This window comes from Congregibacter variabilis (assembly GCF_045689235.1).
GTDB lineage: Bacteria > Pseudomonadota > Gammaproteobacteria > Pseudomonadales > Halieaceae > Congregibacter > Congregibacter variabilis.
On sequence record NZ_CP136864.1, the window covers coordinates 3594585 to 3617044 of the forward strand.

The 22460-nt window shown below is 55.4% G+C and carries 24 protein-coding genes; 19 read left to right on the top strand and 5 right to left on the bottom strand.

Annotated features, from left to right (window positions below):
* Positions 1–15: 15 nt before the first annotated feature.
* The 5 genes from R0135_RS16120 to flgA all read right to left on the bottom strand — a co-directional run bounded on the left by R0135_RS16120 (position 16) and on the right by flgA (position 3313).
* Positions 16–405, bottom strand: a complete 390-nt coding sequence (locus R0135_RS16120; RefSeq protein ID WP_407347926.1) for a hypothetical protein — start codon at positions 403–405, stop codon at positions 16–18.
* Positions 390–1346, bottom strand: coding sequence for a GGDEF domain-containing protein (locus tag R0135_RS16125; protein WP_407347927.1), 957 nt, complete (start codon positions 1344–1346; stop codon positions 390–392). The genes R0135_RS16120 and R0135_RS16125 overlap by 16 nt, the downstream gene beginning before the upstream one ends.
* Positions 1347–1598: 252 nt before the next feature.
* Complete coding sequence (locus R0135_RS16130; protein ID WP_407347928.1) at positions 1599–2072, bottom strand: flagella synthesis protein FlgN; 474 nt, start codon at positions 2070–2072, stop codon at positions 1599–1601.
* Between the two features lie 17 nt (positions 2073–2089).
* A complete protein-coding gene (gene flgM, locus R0135_RS16135; protein WP_407347929.1) occupies positions 2090–2398 on the bottom strand; it encodes a flagellar biosynthesis anti-sigma factor FlgM in 309 nt (102 codons plus the stop codon).
* A 156-nt stretch (positions 2399–2554) separates the two neighbouring features.
* Positions 2555–3313, bottom strand: a complete 759-nt coding sequence (flgA, locus tag R0135_RS16140) for a flagellar basal body P-ring formation chaperone FlgA (protein ID WP_407347930.1) — start codon at positions 3311–3313, stop codon at positions 2555–2557.
* Between the two features lie 252 nt (positions 3314–3565).
* Here flgA and flgB point away from each other — a divergent pair, with 252 nt between their 5' ends.
* The 19 genes from flgB (at position 3566) to R0135_RS16235 (ending at position 22460) form a co-directional block, all read left to right on the top strand.
* Positions 3566–3958 (top strand): flagellar basal body rod protein FlgB, encoded by a 393-nt coding sequence (gene flgB / locus R0135_RS16145; RefSeq protein ID WP_407347931.1) that lies wholly within the window; start codon positions 3566–3568, stop codon positions 3956–3958.
* A 14-nt stretch (positions 3959–3972) separates the two neighbouring features.
* The gene (gene flgC / locus R0135_RS16150) at positions 3973–4395 is read left to right on the top strand and encodes a flagellar basal body rod protein FlgC (protein ID WP_407347932.1); all 423 of its coding nucleotides are present in this window, start codon (positions 3973–3975) and stop codon (positions 4393–4395) included.
* 24 nt (positions 4396–4419) lie between these two features.
* Complete coding sequence (locus R0135_RS16155; RefSeq protein ID WP_407347933.1) at positions 4420–5118, top strand: flagellar hook assembly protein FlgD; 699 nt, start codon at positions 4420–4422, stop codon at positions 5116–5118.
* Between the two features lie 27 nt (positions 5119–5145).
* On the top strand, positions 5146–6435 hold the full coding sequence (gene flgE / locus R0135_RS16160) for a flagellar hook protein FlgE (RefSeq protein WP_407347934.1): 1290 nt from the start codon (positions 5146–5148) through the stop codon (positions 6433–6435).
* Between the two features lie 28 nt (positions 6436–6463).
* Positions 6464–7213, top strand: coding sequence for a flagellar basal body rod protein FlgF (locus R0135_RS16165; protein ID WP_407347935.1), 750 nt, complete (start codon positions 6464–6466; stop codon positions 7211–7213).
* A gap of 77 nt (positions 7214–7290) precedes the next feature.
* On the top strand, positions 7291–8022 hold the full coding sequence (flgG, locus tag R0135_RS16170) for a flagellar basal-body rod protein FlgG (RefSeq protein WP_407349939.1): 732 nt from the start codon (positions 7291–7293) through the stop codon (positions 8020–8022).
* Between the two features lie 9 nt (positions 8023–8031).
* A complete protein-coding gene (gene flgH, locus R0135_RS16175) occupies positions 8032–8721 on the top strand; it encodes a flagellar basal body L-ring protein FlgH (protein WP_407347936.1) in 690 nt (229 codons plus the stop codon).
* A gap of 17 nt (positions 8722–8738) precedes the next feature.
* Positions 8739–9860, top strand: a complete 1122-nt coding sequence (locus tag R0135_RS16180) for a flagellar basal body P-ring protein FlgI (RefSeq protein WP_407347937.1) — start codon at positions 8739–8741, stop codon at positions 9858–9860.
* Positions 9861–9864: 4 nt separating this feature from the next.
* The gene (gene flgJ, locus R0135_RS16185) at positions 9865–10830 is read left to right on the top strand and encodes a flagellar assembly peptidoglycan hydrolase FlgJ (RefSeq protein ID WP_407347938.1); all 966 of its coding nucleotides are present in this window, start codon (positions 9865–9867) and stop codon (positions 10828–10830) included.
* A gap of 38 nt (positions 10831–10868) precedes the next feature.
* Entirely contained in the window at positions 10869–12788 is a 1920-nt protein-coding gene (gene flgK, locus R0135_RS16190) for a flagellar hook-associated protein FlgK (protein WP_407347939.1), read from the top strand.
* 10 nt (positions 12789–12798) lie between these two features.
* Positions 12799–14007 (top strand): flagellar hook-associated protein FlgL, encoded by a 1209-nt coding sequence (flgL, locus tag R0135_RS16195; protein ID WP_407347940.1) that lies wholly within the window; start codon positions 12799–12801, stop codon positions 14005–14007.
* A gap of 338 nt (positions 14008–14345) precedes the next feature.
* The gene (locus R0135_RS16200) at positions 14346–15713 is read left to right on the top strand and encodes a flagellin (RefSeq protein WP_407347941.1); all 1368 of its coding nucleotides are present in this window, start codon (positions 14346–14348) and stop codon (positions 15711–15713) included.
* A gap of 106 nt (positions 15714–15819) precedes the next feature.
* A complete protein-coding gene (locus tag R0135_RS16205; protein ID WP_407347942.1) occupies positions 15820–16230 on the top strand; it encodes a flagellar protein FlaG in 411 nt (136 codons plus the stop codon).
* Between the two features lie 104 nt (positions 16231–16334).
* Positions 16335–18377, top strand: coding sequence for a flagellar filament capping protein FliD (gene fliD / locus R0135_RS16210; RefSeq protein ID WP_407347943.1), 2043 nt, complete (start codon positions 16335–16337; stop codon positions 18375–18377).
* 26 nt (positions 18378–18403) lie between these two features.
* The gene (gene fliS / locus R0135_RS16215) at positions 18404–18796 is read left to right on the top strand and encodes a flagellar export chaperone FliS (protein ID WP_407347944.1); all 393 of its coding nucleotides are present in this window, start codon (positions 18404–18406) and stop codon (positions 18794–18796) included.
* 23 nt (positions 18797–18819) lie between these two features.
* Positions 18820–19179, top strand: coding sequence for a flagellar protein FliT (locus R0135_RS16220; protein WP_407347945.1), 360 nt, complete (start codon positions 18820–18822; stop codon positions 19177–19179).
* 93 nt (positions 19180–19272) lie between these two features.
* Positions 19273–19845 (top strand): PilZ domain-containing protein, encoded by a 573-nt coding sequence (locus R0135_RS16225; protein ID WP_407347946.1) that lies wholly within the window; start codon positions 19273–19275, stop codon positions 19843–19845.
* Positions 19846–20007: 162 nt separating this feature from the next.
* The gene (locus R0135_RS16230; RefSeq protein ID WP_407347947.1) at positions 20008–21138 is read left to right on the top strand and encodes a sigma-54 interaction domain-containing protein; all 1131 of its coding nucleotides are present in this window, start codon (positions 20008–20010) and stop codon (positions 21136–21138) included.
* 107 nt (positions 21139–21245) lie between these two features.
* The gene (locus R0135_RS16235) at positions 21246–22460 is read left to right on the top strand and encodes a sensor histidine kinase (RefSeq protein ID WP_407347948.1); all 1215 of its coding nucleotides are present in this window, start codon (positions 21246–21248) and stop codon (positions 22458–22460) included.

The following is a 22460-nucleotide window of genomic DNA, read 5'->3' on the forward strand; positions in this document are numbered from 1 at the left end:
GCTCTGGCGTGATCTTCAGGGGGCGGTTTTGGCGATTCGTGCCTGAAGTTCAGCGATACGCAGTTGCAGCTCCCGGTTCGCAACGCGCAGCGCGTGCACGTTCGTTTGATCTACGAGTTCGCTCGGCGGCCCCAAGGCCTGCCCAGGAGAGTTGCTCAGGTTTGGGGGTAGTTCAGCTTGGCTCCAGGCGAGATAGCTGAAAGCTGCGCTGCCCAATAACAGCAGCACGGTAGCAATGTGTTGCCACATTCGCCGATGTCCCTGTTGAGTTGACTGGAGCTCACTGCGAGGCTCAAGCTCGCTGTCAAATGGCGGCTGGGTCAGGGCGTTAAGCTCTTCGGAGCTTAGCCTGACGGCCGCAATGAGCTCCTCGCTAAGCCAGCGATTGTTTAAACGTTGCTGCATACCGCTCCGCGTCCTTGGGCTTTGGCGTGATAAAGCCGGGTGTCGGCGCGCTGTAGCAGACTGTCTTGTGTATCTCCCGGGCGATAGTCTGCGATACCAATACTGACGTCGGGGCGTAGTCCCTTGGTAGCGGTATCGAGAGCGAGCTCGTCGTCGCTGATGCGCGCAAGGTTGTTGCGAATTTGTCGAGCCGCATCGCAGGCACCTTGCAGATCGGTGTGTGGCAGCAAAATGGTGAATTCATCACCACCAAAACGAAACAGTAGGTCAGAGCCGCGAGTGCTTCGCTTGAAGACGCTGGCGATGGTCTTGAGCACATGGTCGCCACCAATGTGTCCGACTGCATCGTTGATTTTTTTAAAATGATCGACGTCGATCATCATTAGAGCAAGCGGACTGTTGTGTCGTCGGGTTCGCGATAGTTCTCGCTCAATCCATTGATGAAGAGACAGGCGATTGCCAAGCCCCGTAAGAGCATCCTGCGTGACCATCTCCTGAAGAGTTTGAAACTCGATAGCGGTGCGCAGACAGCGAGACAGGGTTCCCAGTGCCTGTTCTACGCTCAGCAGCTCGTTTTCGTTAAAGCGTTCCCGGCGACATAGAGTGACGCGACCGAGCGCCATTTGGTCCAGATTTAAGGTGTAGTTGGCATTGTGGTGACGACGGTTGCCAAGATTTAGGTCCGCGGCGTCGGTTATGGCCTCATAGGTCAACCCATCTGCCAGTCCCAAATCACTGCACCAGCGAAAAAACAAGGAGATTAGCGATTCCACCTCGTTGCAACCTATCAAGCGCTGCATCAGCAGGAGTTGCTGTTCGGCTCCACCGTTCCAGCTGTTGGGTAAATCAGCCAGCGCTTGACCCGTGGGTAAGTGTGCACGTGTGTTGGCTGCTACGGCATCGGTGTTCGGCTTACTGCTAAAGGGGATTACTTTTTCCATCGCTTGGGCCTTATCGCTGACACTGGTCGGTCATTGTTGTTTGCGTTAAAGCTGTATTAGCAATCGTCGTGCCAGGTATTTTTATGGATTTAGCTGTATTTTAGGAGCAATTTCACGGAATTTTTAGGATTTTATTTCTTTTAATTATTTTGTGCCAATAAACTGACATAAGCGTCCGACGCGATGTCCGTCGCAGCGCAGGTGTTGTCAAATTTATGTCATGTATGTCGCGGGTGTGGTGCGGGGGTAGGTTCAGGCTTTACCCAGCGTTCGACTGTCGCTTTGGTGTTCTCGAGATCCGCTGAGGGAGTACAAATCAGGGCCTCCGTCCTCACGGCGCAGGACATCAAGCGCGCCGCGGGTGCGGTCTTGTAAGCGAAGAATTAAGCCCCCATTGCGACGATTGCTCTCCTGGCATTGGGTTGCCAGGCTGATTAACTGGTTTTGCAGGTCAATATCTGTCGCATTGTCGCCGCAGTGACTTACCAGGTCTCCAAGAGGGCTGTCTGGGCTTAGGCCAAGGCCGTGCATCCAGCCGATACGTCGCTCCTGTTGTGCTCGATGTGCAGCGACGGCGGCGTTCTTTGTCGTGGTGGCGCGCTCAAGTTCTTCAACCTGATTATTGACGAGAGCCTGATGCTCAGCGTCAAGAGCCTGTTCAAGCGCCGTCAAAGTGCTCAATTCAGCTTTTAAAAGAGGGGTTAGTTGTCCTGAGTCAGCGCTCATGCGCAGGAAGTCTCGGTCTAGCCGAGCTCTACTTCGCTCTGAAGCAGGCTGTCGACAATGCGGGCAGGGTCTACTTCGTAGCTACCGTCACTGATCGCCTGTCGAATGCTGTCTACCCGGGCCTGGTCAACGCCGGGCAACTCGCGCAGTTGATTCTCGAGCGACAGCAGGTCTGATGCAGTGCTTGTAATCGAGACAGATTCACCGCTGGTTGCCGACGATGATTCGGTGCCCGCACTGCCATTCACATCGGTGCCACGGCGAGTCACTTGTTCGGTGTCGCTGCGCGTTTGGCGAATATTGACGTTGTTGTCTACCGGATTCATGTCTCTTCCATCTTGTCGTCGGCCGCTATACGGGGCTTTACGATCAATATTTTCGATTTCAGTCTGTGTAGCGACAGAAACTGTAAAAAGTTTAGCACAATCGCTGATTTCAGCCCCTTTTCGTGTTCCTGCAGTCCTGCGCTTCTGTGGGCCTTATCACGGTATGCGAATACTGCCATCAGACAGCACCAGGCCCTCGACGCGACGACCAGATACGAGGTTGGTCACCAGTAAGCGGTCTCCCTTTGCACCGCTTCCCATCGCTTTACCCTGCATGCGCACCTCTACCCCAGCTCCACCCGCAATCAGGGTGACCATCTGGCCGCGGGTTACCAGCTCCGGAAGGTCCACGTGTCCATGTCGTAGCGTCGATCCCGCAGGCAGGGGGCGTTTTAGCTCCATGCCGGCGGCCATAGCGGGGTCAATGATGATGTCATTGGCCCGCGTGGTTATTCGTCGGGTCACTATTTCAAAATCTGAGGGGCCGAGGATCGTGCCCCGAGGCAGCGCTCTTACCAGCACTGGAAGATCCAGTGATGCACTGACTTCTGCGCGCAGATACAGGGTCCAGGGCACGCTGCCACTGCAGCGTACGCCATAGCTGACGGGACCCAACACCCGGCCACTGTGCGGACGAACAATCTCCAGTTCTTGATCACAGAGCGTGGGACGGAGCCGTTGATCCAGAGGGCGGACTCGAACCTCTACGCGGTCCAGACCTTGTTCTGATGCGGCCTGAAGTGCAGCGAACTCCACGAGATTGAGAATGTCATCGTGGGGTTGTGCTGTCTGCGAAGCATTGGCTGCGAAGCTGTGCAGGGCGAGACCGGTCATGAGGGCGAGCAGGATTTTTCGGGCTGGTTGAGACCCTTCTGCTTTACTGTCGTGCAGTCTACTGTTAAGGACTTGTGTCATTTATCTGACGCTTCCTGCTTCTGAAACGGGTTTACAACTTGCGCAGCAGGTTTCATGCCATCGCCAAAAATCCCAAGTGGGCCTCTGTGTCGATGTCGGCTTTGCCGGGGTGGCAAAGCTTGCCGCTGCGGCTAAGCATTGCCGCGCTCAGGCCCTCATGAATACCCTTAAAATATTGTTTTTATTAATAATTTTTATTTGGCATGAGATTTGAATGGATACGCATGAAGCATCACGAAGGACGTTATTGAAATGGGAACACTAGACAGCGCTTTGGGGATCTCACCACAAGTTCTGGCACTTCGGGCGCAGAAGACAGAGCTTTTGGCCGCCAACATCGCCAATTCTGACACTCCCGGCTACAAAGCGCGGGACATTGACTTCTCTGCAGCCATGCGCAGTGCCAGTGGGGCACAGGACGAAATGACTCGCACCCATGCCGCGCACCTGAACACCTCAGGCACGCCGGGCAGTGTGGAGCCGATGTATCGCCTGCCCTCACAGCCCTCGTTGGACGGTAACACCGTGGAGTCGCAGCGCGAGCATGCGGAGTTCATGGACAACGCCATGCGTTACCAGGCGAGTTTGAATCTGCTGGACGGGCGCATCAATAGTTTGCGCACGGCCATCCGCGGACAAGTTTAAGGACGCCATAAATCATGAGCTTATTTGACGCTATTAGCGTGGCAGCAACATCTCTGGATGCGCAAAGCACGCGACTCAACACCATATCCAGCAACCTGGCTAACGCTAATGCGGTTAGCAGCAGTGCTGAGGAGACCTACCGAGCGCAATACCCCGTTTTCGAAACCATGCTCAACGAGCTTCGGACCGGTAGTGGTATGGACGCGGTTGCAGGCGTGCGGGTTTCTGGCATCACGCAGTCGGATCTACCGGCGGTGCGGGAGTACGTGCCAACACACCCCATGGCAGACGATGAGGGGTTTATCTACCGTCCGGCGATCAACAGCGTTGAAGAAATGGCCAACATGATGGAGGCCTCGCGATCCTATCAGGACAGTATCGAGGCCATGAATACCGCGAAACAGCTCATTCTTCGAACTCTCACTCTTGGCCGCTAAGTTCACACGGAGCAACGACTAACAATGGATTCACTAACATCAATCAATGAGCTGTTTCCGTCCTCCACACCTTTGGGCAATGAAAAAGCCGGCTCCGTCGAAGATATGGGTTCTGATGATTTTTTGACCCTGATGGTGGCGCAGCTCGAAAACCAGGATCCGTCCAAGCCCATGGACAATATGCAGTTTATGGGACAGCTAGCCCAGTTCGGCACGGTCTCGGGTATTCAGGAACTGAATGAAGGCTTCTCGGGTTTGAGCAATGCCCTAAGTGGTGGGCAGGCCCTGCAGGCAGCATCTTTGGTTGGTCGCAGCGTTGTCACGGACAGCAATCTGGGGTCGCTCAGCGAGGTGGCTGATGCTGAAGGTGAGCTGGGCCTGGTTTTAGACGCGACCGTGGAGTTTGGAGGTAGTACCTCGGGCGGCAACTTCTTCGTGCAGGACCTTGCGGGTCGTCTTGTGTACAGCTCGGCCTTGCCGCCGTCAGCCGGGGGGCAACTGCCGGTGCGTTGGGATGGTCGTAACGCGCAGGGAGAGCTTTTGCCACCGGGTACCTATCGGGTTTCTGCTGAGGCAGTGGTGGACGGGCAAAGCACCGCGGTATCAGTTTATGCACACCAACGGGTTGATTCAGTTGCTGTGGATGGGGCTCAGGGAGCGGTAACTCTGAACCTTGCCAACGGCAGCAATGTAGCACTGGAACAAGTTAAGCAGTTTTTATAGCGAAACCACTCTTGAAGGAGAGTCAGTATGGCGTTTAGTACAGCAATCTCAGGCATCAATGCGGCAACCGCTGATCTTGGTGTCGTCAGTAACAACATAGCCAACGCATCTACCACGGGTTTTAAAGCCTCACGTGCTGAGTTTGCTGATGTCTATGCGACGAGCCTCCTCGGCGCCGGGTCAAACGCGATCGGTAAAGGCGTAGCGCTCGCGGGAGTGACCCAGGAGTTTGGTCAGGGAAACATTACCTTTACCAATAACTCTCTGGACCTTGCGATTAACGGCAACGGATTTTTTCAGCTCAGCGTAGAGGGTGCGATCGAGTACACCCGTGCAGGTAACTTTCAGGTAGATCGAGAAGGCTTTCTGGTTTCTAACCAAAATTCACGGCTGCAGGGTTTTCAGGTGGATGCGGGTGGTGACGTCACAGGGCAGTTGGGTGACATTCAGATTGATACCTCGCTTATCGATCCTAATCCTACAGGCAGCGTAGGCTTAACGAGTAACCTCGACTCGCGGGAAGTGAGCCCCGGCGCCGGTTTCACCACGAACGGCCCTTACGATGCTTTTGCCTCTCCGGCTACATCACCTAGCCCGGCCGATTTTAATGCCACAACGTCGACCACGATCTATGACAGTCTGGGTAACCCACATGTTCTAAGTCTGTACTACGTCAAGACGGCCAATCCGAACGAGTGGGAAGTGTATTCACTGATTGATGGCCAAAGTCAGGATCCTGGTACCGGAACCGTAGGCGATCCAATTACCTTGCAGTTCACCTCTAACGGTCAGTTTGACCCTGCGTCGCCCACCCAGATTGACGTCACTGCCTGGGCGCCGGTAGACAGCACCGGTGTTGCTAACGGCGCATCCGCACAAACCTTTGCGGTGGATCTGCAGCTGACGACTCAGTTCGGTACATCTTTTGCGGTGTCGAGCGTTACTCAGGATGGTTTTTCTGCCGGACAGCTTCGTGGTCTGGAAATTGATGAGTCCGGTGTTGCGTTTGCGCGGTACACCAATGGTGAGTCGCGAGCACTGGGGCAAATAGCCCTTGCCAGCTTTAGCAATCAAAACGGCTTGCAGCCGGTGGGCGACACTAACTGGGTTGAGACATTTTCTTCGGGCTCACCGAACGTTGGTGAACCGGGAACATCTGGCCTCGGTGCAGTGCAATCGGCAGCTCTGGAGGATTCCAACGTGGAGATCACTCAGGAGCTTGTTGATCTGATTGTCGCCCAGCGGAACTTCCAGGCTAACGCGCAGGTGATTCAGGCAGAAGACGCCATTACCCAGACCGTTATTAACCTCCGGTAATCGTAGGATCACTCGAGACTAATCAGCCATGGATCATTTCGTTTACATCGCCGCCGCTGGCGCCAAGGAGTCCATGCTTGCGCAGGCGGCGAATGCCCACAATCTGGCAAACGCGTCCACCACCGGATTCAAAGCGGATCTGGTGGAAGCAGAAACTGTTTACCTTCGCGGTGCGGGTGCAGAGACTCGCGCCTACAACGTGATCCGCGACACAGGCGTTGATTTTAAAGAGGGTGTCCTGGAGCAGACGGGCAGAGATCTTGATCTTGCGATCAATGGCGAAGGCTGGTTTGCGGTGCAGTCCCTCAGTGGTAATGGTGGAGAGGGAGTGACTCGTCGGGGAGACTTTCGCATCGATGAGTTGGGCCAGTTGGTCAACGGAGCCGGTGAGGCACTGCTGGGCAATGATGGCCCTATTGCTCTGCCGCCATTTAGCTCCCTGTCCATAGGTAGCGATGGCACCGTTTCTATAGTGCCCTTGGGAGAGTTGCCTAACGCTCAGGCGGTACTGGATCGAATCAAGTTAGTAAATCCAGCGACCGAAAATCTGACGAAAGGTGAGTACGGCTTGTTAACCACTAATGGTGGATTGCCATCGGTCGCCGATGGCAACGTCAAAATGGTCAGCGGCGCGCTGGAGTCCAGCAACGTCAATCCGGTGACAGCCATGGTGCGCATGATCGAGCTGTCTCGACAATTCGAGCACTACGTAAAGTTAATGAAGACTGCGGAGGACGTTGACACGTCCAGCGCCAGTCTGATGCGCCTGCAATCATAGTTTGCAGGCAAAGGAGAAGATAAGTGAATCAGTCACTGTGGATTTCAAAGACGGGTCTTGATGCCCAGCAAACCAAGATGTCGACCATAGCCAATAACCTGGCTAACGTCGGAACGACCGGCTTTAAGCGAGGCCGGGCGATTTTCGAGGATTTGATCTATCAAAATGTTCGGCAGGTGGGTTCTCAGTCATCGCAGGACACTTTGCTGCCATCGGGTTTACAGATCGGTACCGGTACGCGAGTAGTCGCCACCGAAAAGCTGTTTACCCAGGGTAATCTGACGAAGACCGACAGCGCTTTGGATATTGCGATTCAGGGCCGTGGGTTTTTCGAAATTTTGCTGCCAGATGGTAATCAGGCTTTCACCCGCGATGGTTCTTTTCAGATTAACGATCAGGGCATTGTGGTGACCTCGGCGGGCTATCAGGTTCAGCCGCCGATTACCGTCCCCCAGGATGCGTTGTCGGTCACCATCGCAAACGACGGCACGGTATCTGTGCAGCAGCCAGGTACTGCCGCTTCGACCCAGATCGGTCTGGTGCAGCTGACGGATTTTATCAACCCCTCGGGTCTTCAGGCCCGGGGCGAGAACCTGTTTTTGGAGTCCGGCGCCAGTGGCGCGCCACAGCCGGGCAACCCCGGTTTGAATGGCTTGGGAACACTCTCGCAGGGCTACGTGGAAAGCTCCAACGTGAATGTGGTGGAGGAGTTGGTGAACATGATCGAGACCCAGCGTGCCTATGAGATGAACTCCCGGGCGATTTCTACCGCCGACCAAATGCTCCAGTACATTTCCAATAACCTATAGGCCGTAGTGATGACGAGTTTGCGTAACACAGTTTGGATCGCCGCCGCTTTGCTGGCCGGCTGCGCCGGCGTCGAGAGCGACTCGCCTCCGGAGTACGTGAAGATCGAGCCTATTGAATACCCGGAAGTCACGGTGTCCACGGCGCCTGTCACTGGCAGCTTGTACGCATCCAATCGCAGTATGTTTTTGTTTGAAGACGTGCGCGCGCATGAGATCGGTGACATCGTCAGCGTGGTACTGGTGGAGTCGACATCGGCGACTAAAAGTGCGGACACCGATGTGAGCAAGGACGGTAGCGTCAGCATCGTCGATCCGACGGTGTTCGGTGCGCCGGTGACCATTAACAACGGACGCTACAACCTCGGTACTGAGCTTTCTTCGTCCAGCGCTTTTGAAAGTGAAGGTTCCAGTAATCAAAGCAACCGACTCAACGGATCCATCGCCGTGCAGGTCTCCAGGGTATTGCCCAATGGCAATCTCGAGATTCAGGGCGAGAAGTGGATCAAGATCAACCAAGGGGATGAGTACATCCGGCTGCGCGGCATTGTTCGTCCAGAGGACCTGAGTCCGACCAACACCATCCCATCTACTCTAGTCGCTGACGCGCGTATTTCTTACGGCGGCACCGGCATCCTTAACGAGAGCAATACCCCTGGCTGGCTCACGAGGTTCTTCATGAGCCCCTTGATGCCTTTCTGATGTCTGGAGAATCTGGCATGCGAACAATGACGCTTATTCAGCGAATACTGCCTGCACTGCTCACGCTGCTGGTGATGGCGACGCCGGTTCAGGCCGAGCGCATTAAAGATATCGCCGGCATTGCCGGAGTGAGGACTAACCAATTGGTGGGTTATGGCCTGGTGGTAGGCCTGGATGGTAGTGGTGACCAGGTGATTCAGGCGCCGTTTACGATTCAAAGTCTCAAGAGCATGCTGGCGCAGCTGGGCGTGAACGTTCCGGCCAACGTGAATCCGCAGTTGAAAAACATTGCGACCGTGATGGTCACCGCAGAGCTGCCGCCGTTTACCAAGCCCGGGCAGACTATCGATGTCACGGTGTCGTCTTTGGCAAACGCCAAAAGTCTTCGTGGTGGACAGCTTTTGATGACACCGCTTAAAGGCCCGGACGGCGAGACCTACGCTATTGCGCAAGGCTCCATGATTGTGAGCGGATTTGGCGCCGAGGGTTCTGACGGCTCCAGCGTTACGGTCAATGTTCCCAGTGCCGGACGTATTCCCAATGGCGCGATCGTAGAGCGCGGTGTTCCCAGCCCCTTCGGCACTGAGCCAGTCATGGTGATGAATCTCAACTCGCCGGATTTCACAACGGCGCAGCGTGTAGCAATGAGTATTAACGCCAGCATGGGAGAGGGCATTGCTAAACCTATGGACGCAGTTTCGATTGAAGTGCAGGCGCCACGCGATCCGGGTGACAAGGTGGCGTTTGTGTCCATTTTAGAGAACCTGCAGGTCGATCCCGGTGCGGCGGCGGCAAAAGTCGTGATCAACTCCCGCAACGGCACGATAGTGATTGGCGATCGAGTGCGTGTCGAACGTGCGGCGGTGGCCCACGGCAACTTGACCGTCACTATCTCGGAGAACATCAATGTCAGTCAGCCCGGCGCCTTTGCCGGCGGCGGACAAACGGCGATTACACCGGATTCGGAGGTCAGCCTGGCTGAGGAGAGCGCCCGCATGTTTCTTTTGGAGCCCGGCATAACTCTTCAGGAGCTGGTATCGGCGGTCAATAAAGTCGGGGCTGCGCCGGGTGATCTCATTGCGATCCTCGAAGCGCTGCAGCAGGCCGGTGCTCTGCGCGCCCAATTGATTGTTATCTAATTCCATGCAGACTCAAGCGGTTTACAGCGACTTCAATTCACTGGCGAATCTGCGCACCGCAGCCCGTCAGGATGCGGATGCGAGTCTTGAGGACGTTGCCAAGCAGTTCGAATCACTGTTCGTACAGATGATGCTCAAGTCTATGCGCGAGGCCACCATGGAGGGTGGCCTCTTTGATAGCCACCAGATGGAGAGCTATCAGCAGATGCACGATCAGCAGTTGTCTCTCGATCTTGCGTCGCGCGGGGGCATTGGGCTGGCAGGGGTGCTGGTAGAGCAGCTCCGTTCAGATCGAGCAGGCCTGGATTCAGGTGATAAAGGGGTAAGTGATCTCAGGATGCCCGGGGTCAACGAGGCCGATCAGCAGTCTTTTGAGCTACAGCGATATCTCAAGTTTCCTATGCCGGCTCAGATGCCCGCGCCCACCGCGCCGGCAAGTGCCGCTGTTGCGGCTCCCTGGATGCCCGGATCACCGCAGGAGTTCATGGAGCATCTGCGCCCCGTGGCAGAACAAACTGCGAGAAAGCTCGGCGTTGAGCCCGACGTGTTGCTGGCACAGGCGGCTCTTGAGACCGGTTGGGGTAAGCATGTGAGCTCTGATCAGCGCGGCAGCAGCAACAACTTTTTCAATATCAAGGCCGGGGCCGGTTGGGAAGGTCCTACGGTATCGGTGCAGACCGTTGAGTACCGCGACGGTGTGGCGGTGCGCGAGACTGCGCGGTTTCGGGCCTACGACTCTGCTGCAGAGTCCTTTGCTGATTATGCGGCGCTGATAAAAGGTAGCCCACGTTACAGCGAGGCACAGGATCAGGCGGCTGATGGCGAGCAGTACCTTCGTGCGCTTCAGCGCGCCGGCTACGCTACGGACCCTGCCTATGCAGACAAGGTGTTGTCGATCCTTCAGCGTAATGACCTCGCTGGGGCAGTAACAGATCTAAAGAATGCGGCTAATCTGCCGCTAAAGGGTTGAGGAGTGGTCCACGTTAGGGCTACCGGGATGGTTGAGACTTGGCAGACGTACTAAACATAGGCACTTCGGCGTTATTGTCGCTTCAGCGTGCGATCAGCACGACGGGACACAATATTGCCAACGTGAACACCGAGGGCTTTAGCCGGCAGCGCGTGGAATTTGCTGCGCTTGAGCCGCAGCTCTCTGGCGCGGGCTTTGTGGGCTCCGGGGTCACCATCGCGGCAATTACGCGCAGCTACGACCAATACCTGGCCGGCGATGTGCTGGATCGGACCTCCAGCGCTGCGGGCGCTGCGACACTTGGGGATCTCTCAGGGCGTGTGGACGATATTCTAGCCAATCCCGATACCGGTCTTGGGCCGGTGCTCGATGAGTTTTTTGGTGCCTTGCAGGACGTGGCTAATAATCCTGGATCACTGCCCGAGCGACAGGTACTTCTGGGGCAAGCTGAGGTTCTCGCAGATCGATTTCAGTACCTAAACGATCGCTTTGCAGGACTTGATCAGGAATCAAATATTCGCATCGATAATTCGGTGCGAGAGATCAACGCCTTTGCGGCGGGTATTGCAGAGCTCAATGACAGGATAGTCAGCGAGACGGTCCGCTCTGGTGGACAGCAGCCCAACGACTTGCTTGATGCACGCGACCAACTACTCAACCGCCTGTCCGAAGTGATTGGCGTCACTACCGTCGATCAAGGCGATGGCGCTGTGAACGTACTGGTGGGTAATGGCCAGGCCCTGGTGGTAGGTAACAGCGTTACCGAATTGGAAACATTTACCGACCCCTTTGACGTGACGCGATTGAATGTTGGTATCGCCGGACTTGCTGCGCAAACGGATATTGGACGTTTTCTTAGCGGTGGTGAACTGGGGGCGGTGTTGGATTTTCGGGGCGATGTTCTGGACGGTGCGCGTAGTGACCTTGGACTTATCGCGACGGGACTTGCTGCGACCTTCAATGATCAGCAGGCTTTGGGCTTGGATCTCAACGGCAACTTTGGCGGCGATTTCTTCCGCGCGCTGGAGCCGACGGTGACTCAAAGCACATCTAATACGGGCACAGGGTCTGTTGCGGCTGTAATCACAGATCCAACAAACCTCACCGGTGACGAGTACCGGCTAAGTTTCGATGGCGCTAATTACACGCTGACCAACACCACGACCAATGTCAGCACCACCGGCCCCGGCCCTGCGTTCTCTATTGATGGCGTCGATATCACCGTGTCTGGTGCGCCGGCTGCAGGTGACGACTTTTTGATTGCCCCGGTAGCGCAGGGTGCAAACCTGTTTGATGTTGCGATTTCGGATCCTCGGGCCTTTGCTGCGGCCAGCCCCTTGCGTAGCAGTACGTCTTTGGCGAATGCCGGCTCTGGGCAGCTCGAGAATTTGGCAGTGTCCGATGTGGCTAATTTACCTCTGGCGGGCAACATCGTTCTGACGTTTAACCCCGATGCTCTCGGCGCAGGCGTACCGGGCTTTGATGTGAGTGGTATTGCCGGCGGGCCCATCGCCTATGATCCAGCAACCGATGGCAATGGTGTCGAGGTTACTCTGGGTGATATCAACTTTACCCTCACCGGCATCCCTCAGGACGGCGATAGTTTTAGTATCGAAAACAACGTGGACGGCTCTGGTGATAACCGCAATGCCCTCGCTTTGGCGTCTTTGCAAACCGAACGAACTTTGAACGGCGGAACAGCCAGCTATCAGGATGCTTACGCGTCTCTGTTGGCAGATGTTGCGGTAAGCACGCGGCAGGCGAAGAGCGCCGCAAGCACCGAGGGCGCTTTGCTGGATCAGTCCCGCGCAGCGTTGAACAGTGCTCAGGGTGTGAATCTGGACGAAGAAGCGGCAAACCTTATTCGTTATCAGCAGGCATATCAGGCGGCGGCGCAGGTGATCGCGGTAGCCGATGAAGTTTTCCAGACGCTGCTTAATGCCACCCGGCGTCGATAGGGATTGAGTCATGGTTGATCGTCTTTCTACACTGCAGATTTACCAATCCGGGATCTCGACGATTTTGGAAAAGCAGGCCGATCTGGCACGCACGCAGTTAGAGTTGGCGACGGGTAAACGCATTCAGTCGCCCTCAGATGATCCCAGTGGTGCCGTTAAGATTCTTGATCTGGAAGAAGACATTCGGCTTGTAGACCAATACCAGCGCAATGCTTCGCTTGCCCAGGGTCAGCTATCGGTAGAAGAGAGCACGCTCAGTGGCGTGAACAATGTGCTGCAGCGTGTTCGTGAGCTTACGGTTCAGGCTAACAACGCTACTCAGAGTCCTGAGACTCGCGCCTCCATAGCTGTAGAGGTGAAAGCTCGCCTCGAGGAACTTGTGGCACTGGCTAACACACGTGATGGTAATGACGAGTATCTGTTTGCCGGTTTTCAGGCTCAGACCCAGCCATTCACCCAGCAAGGCGGTTCGGTAGTTTACAGCGGGGACGATGGGCAGCGATTTTTGGATATAGCGGCATCAGCCCAGGTCGCCGTGCGTGATTCCGGATCCCGGGTTTTTCTGGCCGTAGACGCCGGCAATGGCAGTTTTGATTTTGCGGCCGATCCGGCAAACGGCGGTACGGCCGTCGTATCCAGCTCCAGTGCCGACAATAGTTTTGTGCGCGACAACTACAGCATCACCTTCAGCCAGGTGACTCCCACTGATCCAATCACCTACTCGGTCACTGACAGCAGTGCCGGGGTGGTTGCTACCGGTAATTACACCCCGGGAGAAGCTATTAGCTTCAACGGCGCGCGACTAGTGATTGAGGGCACGCCGGAAGACGGCGACAGTATTAAAGTTGACAGCGCGCCCAAGCAGTCGATTTTTGCAACGCTTCAAGGCATTGCCGATGCCTTGGAAAACAGCGCGGGCACACCCAGTGGCGGTGCGGCAGTGAACAATGCCCTGGCCAGCGGCCTGAACAATCTCGATCAGGCCATTGGCAATGTGCTTGAAGTGCAGTCTGATGTGGGTGTACGACTCAATCGTATTGAGAGCCAGCAAAGCATCAACGAAGAGTTTAATCTGCAGCTCCAGACGACCCTGTCAGATGTTCAGGACGTCGACTTCGCCGAAGCCATCAGTAAGCTCAACCTTCAGTTGGTAGCTTTGCAGGCGGCGCAGCAAACCTATGTGACTACGCAGGGTTTGACGCTGTTTAACTACATTTAGATGGTTTTTAGCGCCCAAGCGAGCGTTTTGGTCGATTCAGCGTCTAAAGTCAGAATTTATTAAAAAGCCCATATAAAACAATGCGTTAGGATTTTTCGGGCGTATTCTCCCGGTTGCCGCGTGCACATTCGACCTAATTCAGTGCTGTATCTGGCGCTAATCAGTTTCTAGACGCAAATCCGCTAAAAAACCCCTAAAGTCTCTCGGATTCCCGCCGCTAACTACTTTGAAGGCAGCGGGACCGACCCAGTTTTCGACCCCACCGCCTGTAGACTCGTAGAGTGAACTGCGCCAAGAGAACGATCTCAACGGCGCCTGAGCAAAAGGGGAACAAAACCATGCCTCAGATTATTAACACTAATATTCCGTCGCTGAACTCCCAGCGTAACCTCAACTCATCGCAGAATGACGTGGCTACGTCGCTCCAGCGTTTGTCATCTGGTCTGCGTATTAACAGCGCCAAAGACGACGCCGCCGGCCTTGCGATTACTGAGCGCTTTACCGCTCAGATCCGCGGTTTGAACCAGGCTGCACGAAACGCGAGTGATGGCATCTCTCTGGCTCAGACTGCTGAAGGTGATTTGGCTCAGATTACCAATAACTTGCAGCGTATTCGTGAGCTGTCTGTACAGTCGGCTAACGCTACGAACTCAGCTTCGGACCGAACCGCTTTGCAGGCTGAGGTTGATCAGCTTGCCGCTGAGATCGACCGGGTGGCACAGCAGTCGAACTTTAATGGCGTTAATCTGTTGGACGGAACTTTTCAGTCTCAGGTGTTCCAGGTTGGTGCCAATGCTGGGCAAACTATTGAAGTTGCGAACATTTCAAGCGCGAGAACCGGCGCGCTAGGCGAACGAACTGAAGCGGCTGTTACTGGCGCCGCTTTTACAGCTACTGTCGGGGGAGGAGATCTTTCGATCAATGGTGTCGACATTGCTGCATCGGCAAGCGCTGAGGCACTGGCAGCAAATATTAACGCAGTAAACGCTGGCGTTACAGCTACCTCCGTTGCAACACAGTCAGTGGGCGGAGCCATCACTGCCGCAGCCACGTCTGGCGCAATCACGGTCAACGGTGTTGCTACCGCACTTGTGACGACGACCGGTGTTGCGGGCACCGACAGAGATGCGGTTATCGCTGGCGTCAACGGTATCAGCGGTGCAACAGGAGTGACTGCAACTGCCAATACCGGTGATACGGGTATTACGCTTACGGCGCTCGACGGAAGAAATATTACCGTTGCTTTGGGGGGAACCCTGACAACGGCTTCGACCGGTCTGTCAACGACAGACGCTTTCGGTTCAGTGGACTTGGTTTCTGATGCCGCGATCGTTATCGCTGGCACTGCGGGCGGTCTTTCCGCTGGTACTACCAACGCGGCTGTTACTGGAGTGTCGGTCGCGAATATAGATATATCTACATTCGCTGGCGCTAACGATGCCATACAGTCTATCGACGCGGCCTTGACAGCTGTTAACAGCTCTCGCGCCGACCTCGGTGCGATTCAAAACCGCTTCGAATCAGTGGTAGTGAGCCTGCAGACATCTGCTGAAAACCTGAGTGCATCGCGCTCACGTATTCAGGATGCGGACTTCGCAGCCGAGACAGCTAACCTGGCCCGTGCGCAGATCCTGCAGCAGGCTGGTATCGCAGTATTGGCTCAGGCGAACGCTCAGCCCCAGAACGTCCTGGCTTTGCTCCAGTAAGGGAACAGTGAAAACCAAGGGAGTCTCTGGAAGTGAGGCGGGCGAAAGCCCCCTCACTTTTTCGCCATTTTCGGCAAGAGAGGCTATGCTATGAGGAGGTATGAACATGGCTAACCCGATTACAATAAGCGCTCCGGTCCCTGCTGCCGCAGGGAGCACGTCGCGTGTTGAATCTCAAACGTCCAGTACGACCAGGCAGGTAGAGCGGCAAGCGGTCGCCGCCAGCGGCAATACGGCGCCTGCGGCACAGTCACAAAAACAGTCGGCGCAAGAGCTTGTTCAGGCAACGCAGGATATCTCGGATTACATCCAGACCGTATCGCGTTCTCTGCAAATCTCCGTTGATGGAGACCTCGGTGCCACGGTGATCAAGGTGTTGGATACGGATACAGACGAGGTTGTGCGGCAAATTCCCGCAGAGGAGATTTTGCAGATCGCACGGTTCCTTGCAGAACAGCAGGCAAGTGCTGACGCTGCAGCGCCGGTAAAAGGCCTGCTTATGGATAGCGAGAGCTGAGATCTGAATGTGCTTGACCTTGGCATCAATCATGCATTGATGGGAGGGTAAAGCTTTGCCCGTTATTCTGGGCTAACCGAAAAGGTGATGTGACGTTTTAAATTATGGTTGCTGCGACTGGAATAGGCTCCGGCCTGGACATCGAAGGACTGGTCACCTCGTTAGTGAACGCCGAGCGCGCGCCTGCGCAAAATCGCCTGGTACAGCAAGAAGCAACGCTGACTAGTGAACTCTCGGCCTTTGGCACCCTGCAGGGCGCTCTGGCCGGACTTCAGTCGAGTGTTAGCACCCTCACCCAGCAAAGCACCTTTAATCAGCGTAGCGCTACCAGTAGTAACAATGCGGCGGTCACAGTCAGCGCTTCTGCCGATGCGGCGGCCAGCAGTTATCAGTTGCAGGTTGATCAATTGGCGCAGTCGCAGTCACTGGCGTCTGGTTCTTTTGCGAGCCTCACCGATACGGTGGGCGAAGGCACGTTGACCTTCCGCTTTGGAGCCACTGATTACACGCCGGCGGTGGACCCAACCCCGGCGTCCTACAATGGCTTCACCGTTAACGCCGATCGGGCCAGCGCCTCGATTACCATTGATAGCAGTAACAACACGCTTCAGGGCCTAAGCGACGCGATTAACGATGCTGATATCGGCGTAGCCGCTGCCATTGTTAATGATGGGTCGGGGTATCGTTTGCTGCTGAGCTCGGATCAAACCGGCGCGGCCAACAGTATCGAAGTGCAGGTTGATGATACCGGCGACAATATTGATACCGATGATGCGGGACTGTCCCGGCTTGCCTTTAATGCCAACGCCAACAATCTTGAGCAAACGGTTGCCGGACAGAGCGCTGCCTTTAGCATTAATGGCCTGGCGCTAACGAGTGAGACCAATTCGGTTGCCAATGTCATCGATGGTGTGAGTCTCAATCTTCGTGAGACCACCGATTCCGCGGCGACACTGTCTATTAGTGAGAATAGCTCAGCGGTGCGTAGCGCCATCGAAGGCTTTGTCAGCGCCTACAACGCTTTTGTTAGTACCGCCAATAACCTCACGGCTTTTAATGCAGAAACTGGCGCCGCAGCACCCTTGCAAGGTGACTTCACCGCGCGTTCGGTGATCAATCAGGTTCGTTCTGCGCTGACGGCTTCTGCTGATGGCTTTAATGGCCCCTTCAGCACGCTGGCCGAGTTGGGCGTGACCACTCAGGCAAATGGTACGCTGAGCATAAACGACAGCACACTTAACGCCGCACTTGCCGACAACTTTGACAGTGTCGCTGGCGTATTTGCCCAGGTTGGCACTATTGCTGATAGCAGTATCAGCTTCGAAGGCGCGACTGCCGATACCGTTGTCGGTCGCTATGCGGTAGATATTACGCAGCTGGCAACCCAGGGTGGTTTAGCGGGCACGGGCATTACCGACCCTGCTACTTCAGCAGTCGTGTTGGACGGCACAAACAACAGCTTCTCGCTGACGATCAATGGCGTCGATTCTGCCAATATCAGTCTTACCGAAGGCACCTACAACAGCGCCGAGGCGCTGGCAGCTGAGATTCAATCACGCATTAACGGCGATTCAGCGCTCTCAGAGGCGGGTGTCAGTGTTTCAGTAGCATTTAATGCAAGTTTTGAGCTGCAAATTACTTCTACACGCTATGGATCAGAAAGCAGCGTTGCGGTTAATAGCAATACCACCACCGCTCTGGGTCTGGCGGGCGCCGTAGCTACCACGGGTGTGGATGTTGCCGGCACCATCGGTGGTGTTGCAGCGACGGGTAATGGTCAGCTGCTCACCGCGGCCTCCGGCAGTGATGCTGAGGGTGTGAGACTCACGATAAGCGGGGGAGCCCTGGGCGCCCGCGGCGATATCGAAGTGTCTAACGGTATTGGTATTGCGCTTAATGGTTTGTTGACGGGTCTGACTCAGACCAATGGTTTACTGGATTTGCGTACCGACGGCCTGCAAAGCGGCGTTGATCGAATTTCTGATGATCGTGACGCATTGGACCGTCGTCTGGAAGCGCTGGAAGCTAGATACCGTCGGCAGTTCAATGCTCTCGATACCTTGCTAGCTAACTTACAAAGTACCGGCTCTTTCATTACCCAGCAGCTGGCTAATATTCCTATTCCCGGCGCTAACTCGAATAATTAGTCGATAGTCGATTGAGGCACAAAGACATGAATGCAAGCCAGGCAATGAATGCGTACAAATCCGTCGGAGTGCAAAGTGCCGTAGAGGACGCGAGTCCTCATCACTTGATTGGCATGTTGTTTGACGGTGCGCTGGATCGTATTGCCTCCGCCAAAGGCGCCATGGAGCGCGGCGATACCGGTGTTCAGGGGGCCTTGCTCGGTAAGGCCATCACCATCATCGACAATATGCGTGCAAGCCTTGATCATCAGCAAGGCGGAGATTTGGCGGGCAAGCTCGCGGATCTCTATGATTATATGGAACGACGCTTGCTTGAGGCCGGCACCAAAGCGGATCCAAAAATTCTGGATGAAGTTAGCAGCCTGCTTCGCGAAGTGAAGAGCGGTTGGGATCAGATCCCCGAGGACCTTCGGCGCTAAGTCGACCGGAGACGCTTTTTACCATGACGCGACTAGAGCAGGACTTGAGCACAGAGCAAAGCACAGGGCAATGTCGACGCCTTGCCGATGTGCTAAGCGTTACGCGCAGCATGCTTGAGCATGCGAATGCCGGCAATTGGGATGACGTTGCGGAGTTGGAACGAACCCGGCGTGACGACCTTGAGCGTTGCTTTTCAGAGACCGTTGACCCCCGGCACAGTGAGTTAGTCTCTGAAGCCTTGGCGGTCATGCTCCACCTCAATGATGAGTTGATGGCAGTCCTGGCTTCGGCGAGAGATGCCGTTCTTGAGCAAGGGGTTAATCAGGCCCGCACCCGCTCAGCCCTGGGTAGTTATCAGGATATTCAGCACTCCCCAGGTTAATGTTCGGATCCTTGATCCGGGGCGTGCACATTTCTCTCATTCCTATGCTAGCTTGCGCTTTGTAACAGCGTTTGTGGCAAAGGTTATATAGCGATGAGTGACACTCCAACAAAGGCCGAGGGAGGTCTTGCTTACAGCGATAACGTTTCGATCGCCTGGCGAAAGGTTGACCATGAGCTGGATCAGAAACATCTGGCTATGGTGAACGCGTCCAACGAAGAATTCCTGCGGGCGGTGTCGGTAATTGGCGATGCCGGCGGTCAGAAGGAGAGCCAGGAGGCATCCTCGGGAATTGTCGCTCAGGAAGTCGCGCGTCTTGATCTAAAAGTGAACCTGCTGTTGGATCTTGTGGGGACGCTCATTTATCACCAGTTGGATATCCCGGATACGAGTCCCGTACGTGTTTCTGCGGCCGGCGTGGCGTGGAAGGGTGATGTCCCGGAGCCCGGGTCCACGGTATATCTCGAACTCTATATTCAGCGTGGTTTGCCTAAACCCCTATGTTGCTATGGGGAGGTGGTGTCCACGGCCGAAGACTTTGCGCGAGGCACGGCAAAGGTGAAATTCACCGGATTAACGGGTGCCGCCAAGTCTTGGTTAGAAAAGCTGATTTTCCGTCATCATCGACGGGAGGTGGCCTACAAGCGTTCTACCGGAGAGTCTTGAAGTTTCTGCGAGAAGTGGGCGTCAAAAAGTTGACTTAGCCGGCTTATCCTTCGAAACTCCCTGTGCTTTTTAAAGCCGGGCTGATTTTAAGTTTGGCGACGCTACTCAAGTGATTGGCCAAAGCCATTCACTCAGACCACTCATCTAAAAAGGGGAATGCACGTGAATGACGCTGCAGAGGCGATTCGCGAGGCAAGCCGAAAACTGGCGCGGGAACTGGTGGGCAGCAGTGCTCAGATCGAGGGGATTCGTCGACTCATAGCCCAGGTTGCTCCCGCCGAAGCATCGGTGCTGATTTTGGGTGAGTCAGGAACTGGCAAAGAGGTTGTCGCAAGAGGTATTCACACACACTCTGCGCGTGCTCGGGGCCCATTTGTACCTGTCAATTGTGGTGCTATTCCCGCTGAGTTGCTTGAGTCTGAGCTGTTTGGCCACGAGAAGGGTGCGTTTACCGGGGCTATTAATAGTCGCCAGGGACGCTTCGAAATGGCTGCAGGTGGCACGTTGTTTCTTGATGAAATCGGGGACATGCCATTGCAGATGCAGGTCAAGCTTCTGCGAGTCCTGCAGGAGCGCTGTTTTGAGCGCGTAGGTAGTAATAAAACCCTGGAATGTGACGTGCGGGTAATTGCCGCCACGCATCAGGATCTTGAAGAGCGGGTAGATGCCGGTGACTTCCGCATGGACCTCTTTTATCGGCTGAATGTGTTTCCCATCGATATTCCTCCGCTAAGACAGCGCGTCGAAGATGTTCCAGCACTGGTGCGTCGTTTTGTGGATTTGATGGAGCGTGAGCAGCGCGGCAGCATTAAGCTGGATGATCAGGCCATGACTTGCCTGATGCGCTATCCCTGGCCCGGTAACGTTCGAGAACTCTCAAATCTGGTAGAACGCCTGGCGATTTTGCATCCCAATGGCGCAGTGAGCGTTGCGGATCTTCCGGCTAAATTTGTTGCCGACCGACCGTCGTCGCCAAACGATGTTGCTGATGTCGTGCTCCGGGGAGAAGAGGCGATGGCGATGGAGCGCTTGTTGCAAGACAAGCCGATTGTCGAAAGCCCTGGGTCACCGGCGCCGCCAGCACAGGAGTCAGCAACCTTGCTCGGCGGTGATGGTCTGGACCTCAAAACCCATCTTGCTGAGTTGGAGCGTTCCTTGATGGCTCAGGCTCTGGAGCAAAGTGACTGGGTGGTCGCCCGGGCCGCCAAGATGTTGAATCTACAGCGTACGACCCTGGTAGAAAAAATGCGCAAGTACGAGATAGTCAGGCCCGACGAAGCGCCAGAGTCTTGACGCCGCGGGGGTCGATTTTTCTTAAGTGTCTGAAATAAAACAATAAAATATTAGGCACAAGCTTTGCATAGACCTGTACCTAGATACCGGAAACGGAACGTACAGGGATGGCACAAATTTCCACTGCAGAGTTGGCCGAGAACTCGGGGCAGGCGTTACTGGATGAACGCTCGCTAGCTTCGCTCACCGAAGTCTCCCGCGAACTCGATAGCAGCTATCGATCCATGCAAGAGCAGGTACTGCGGCTACGTGGAGAGCTCGCCATCAGCCGCAGTGCTCGATTGCGCGAGCTTGCAGAGAAAGAGCGGTTGTTGGGTCGATTGGCCTCACTGCTAGCGGTACTTCCCGGTGGCGTAATGATTCTGGACGCACAGCATACGATTCGTGATGCGAATCCCGCTGCCCTCGATATGCTCGGTGAGCCGTTGCTTGGTGAGACCTGGCCTCAAGTTGCGCAACGAAATCCGGAACTGCATGAGAGTCAGCCGGGCCAGCGACGCCTATCTATTAACGGTCGGCCTCTTGATGAAGACGGCGAGCAGGTTGTGTTGATTACTGACACAACCGAGCTGCATGACCTGCAGGAGCAGCTTGGAAGGCGTCAGCGTCTTGCGGCACTGGGAGAGATGGCTGCGCGACTCGCGCATCAGATACGAACGCCTCTATCGTCCACCACGTTATACCTCGCCCAGCTGGGCCGCGATGACTTGCCCGCTGAGCAGCGCGCAAAAATTTGTGATCGATTGTCCGGGCGCCTGCAGCATATGGAAGGTTTGATCGAGTCGATGCTGAGCTTTGTGCGTGGAGGCAGTCCGGAGATGCGACCCCTACTGCTCAGAGATGTGATGTCCACTCTGGAAGCGGTGGTGCGTCCGACGCTGCCACCAGCGACCATATTTACAGTGACGCCCATAGACGACACCTTGTCGTTGTGTGGAGCGGCCGACGACCTGGTCGGCGCACTCAGTAATCTGATTCAGAATGCTGTGGATGTGGCCGGCGATGCGGTGCGTATTGACGTTTGGGCTGGCGCTACCAGTCACAATTCACTGCAAATTTGTGTGCGGGACAACGGGCCAGGCATTCCGGCGGACGTTTTACCGCGCTTGTTCGATCCGTTTTTTACGACTCGCGCTCAGGGAACGGGTCTGGGCTTGGCGGTTGTTGCCAGAACCGTGAGTCATCACGGCGGCGAAGTACGCGCTCGTAATCATTCCCGATCCGGGGCTGAGTTTTTGATTGATCTTCCCTTGCTGGATAGCGCGGCATCCTGCGGCGATGCCGCGGTGTCCAGCTCCCTTTTTAGCACTGAGCGAGGCTAG

What these genes read in the sequence shown, in the direction of transcription:
- R0135_RS16120 (WP_407347926.1), bottom strand. Translation starts at nt 405, where the DNA reads ATGCAGCAACGTTTAAACAATCGCTGGCTTAGCGAGGAGCTCATTGCG.
- R0135_RS16125 (WP_407347927.1), bottom strand. Translation starts at nt 1,346, where the DNA reads ATGGAAAAAGTAATCCCCTTTAGCAGTAAGCCGAACACCGATGCCGTA.
- R0135_RS16130 (WP_407347928.1), bottom strand. Translation starts at nt 2,072, where the DNA reads ATGAGCGCTGACTCAGGACAACTAACCCCTCTTTTAAAAGCTGAATTG.
- flgM (WP_407347929.1), bottom strand. Translation starts at nt 2,398, where the DNA reads ATGAATCCGGTAGACAACAACGTCAATATTCGCCAAACGCGCAGCGAC.
- flgA (WP_407347930.1), bottom strand. Translation starts at nt 3,313, where the DNA reads ATGACACAAGTCCTTAACAGTAGACTGCACGACAGTAAAGCAGAAGGG.
- flgB (WP_407347931.1), top strand. Translation starts at nt 3,566, where the DNA reads ATGGGAACACTAGACAGCGCTTTGGGGATCTCACCACAAGTTCTGGCA.
- flgC (WP_407347932.1), top strand. Translation starts at nt 3,973, where the DNA reads ATGAGCTTATTTGACGCTATTAGCGTGGCAGCAACATCTCTGGATGCG.
- R0135_RS16155 (WP_407347933.1), top strand. Translation starts at nt 4,420, where the DNA reads ATGGATTCACTAACATCAATCAATGAGCTGTTTCCGTCCTCCACACCT.
- flgE (WP_407347934.1), top strand. Translation starts at nt 5,146, where the DNA reads ATGGCGTTTAGTACAGCAATCTCAGGCATCAATGCGGCAACCGCTGAT.
- R0135_RS16165 (WP_407347935.1), top strand. Translation starts at nt 6,464, where the DNA reads ATGGATCATTTCGTTTACATCGCCGCCGCTGGCGCCAAGGAGTCCATG.
- flgG (WP_407349939.1), top strand. Translation starts at nt 7,291, where the DNA reads ATGTCGACCATAGCCAATAACCTGGCTAACGTCGGAACGACCGGCTTT.
- flgH (WP_407347936.1), top strand. Translation starts at nt 8,032, where the DNA reads ATGACGAGTTTGCGTAACACAGTTTGGATCGCCGCCGCTTTGCTGGCC.
- R0135_RS16180 (WP_407347937.1), top strand. Translation starts at nt 8,739, where the DNA reads ATGCGAACAATGACGCTTATTCAGCGAATACTGCCTGCACTGCTCACG.
- flgJ (WP_407347938.1), top strand. Translation starts at nt 9,865, where the DNA reads ATGCAGACTCAAGCGGTTTACAGCGACTTCAATTCACTGGCGAATCTG.
- flgL (WP_407347940.1), top strand. Translation starts at nt 12,799, where the DNA reads ATGGTTGATCGTCTTTCTACACTGCAGATTTACCAATCCGGGATCTCG.
- R0135_RS16200 (WP_407347941.1), top strand. Translation starts at nt 14,346, where the DNA reads ATGCCTCAGATTATTAACACTAATATTCCGTCGCTGAACTCCCAGCGT.
- R0135_RS16205 (WP_407347942.1), top strand. Translation starts at nt 15,820, where the DNA reads ATGGCTAACCCGATTACAATAAGCGCTCCGGTCCCTGCTGCCGCAGGG.
- fliD (WP_407347943.1), top strand. Translation starts at nt 16,335, where the DNA reads ATGGTTGCTGCGACTGGAATAGGCTCCGGCCTGGACATCGAAGGACTG.
- fliS (WP_407347944.1), top strand. Translation starts at nt 18,404, where the DNA reads ATGAATGCAAGCCAGGCAATGAATGCGTACAAATCCGTCGGAGTGCAA.
- R0135_RS16220 (WP_407347945.1), top strand. Translation starts at nt 18,820, where the DNA reads ATGACGCGACTAGAGCAGGACTTGAGCACAGAGCAAAGCACAGGGCAA.
- R0135_RS16225 (WP_407347946.1), top strand. Translation starts at nt 19,273, where the DNA reads ATGAGTGACACTCCAACAAAGGCCGAGGGAGGTCTTGCTTACAGCGAT.
- R0135_RS16235 (WP_407347948.1), top strand. Translation starts at nt 21,246, where the DNA reads ATGGCACAAATTTCCACTGCAGAGTTGGCCGAGAACTCGGGGCAGGCG.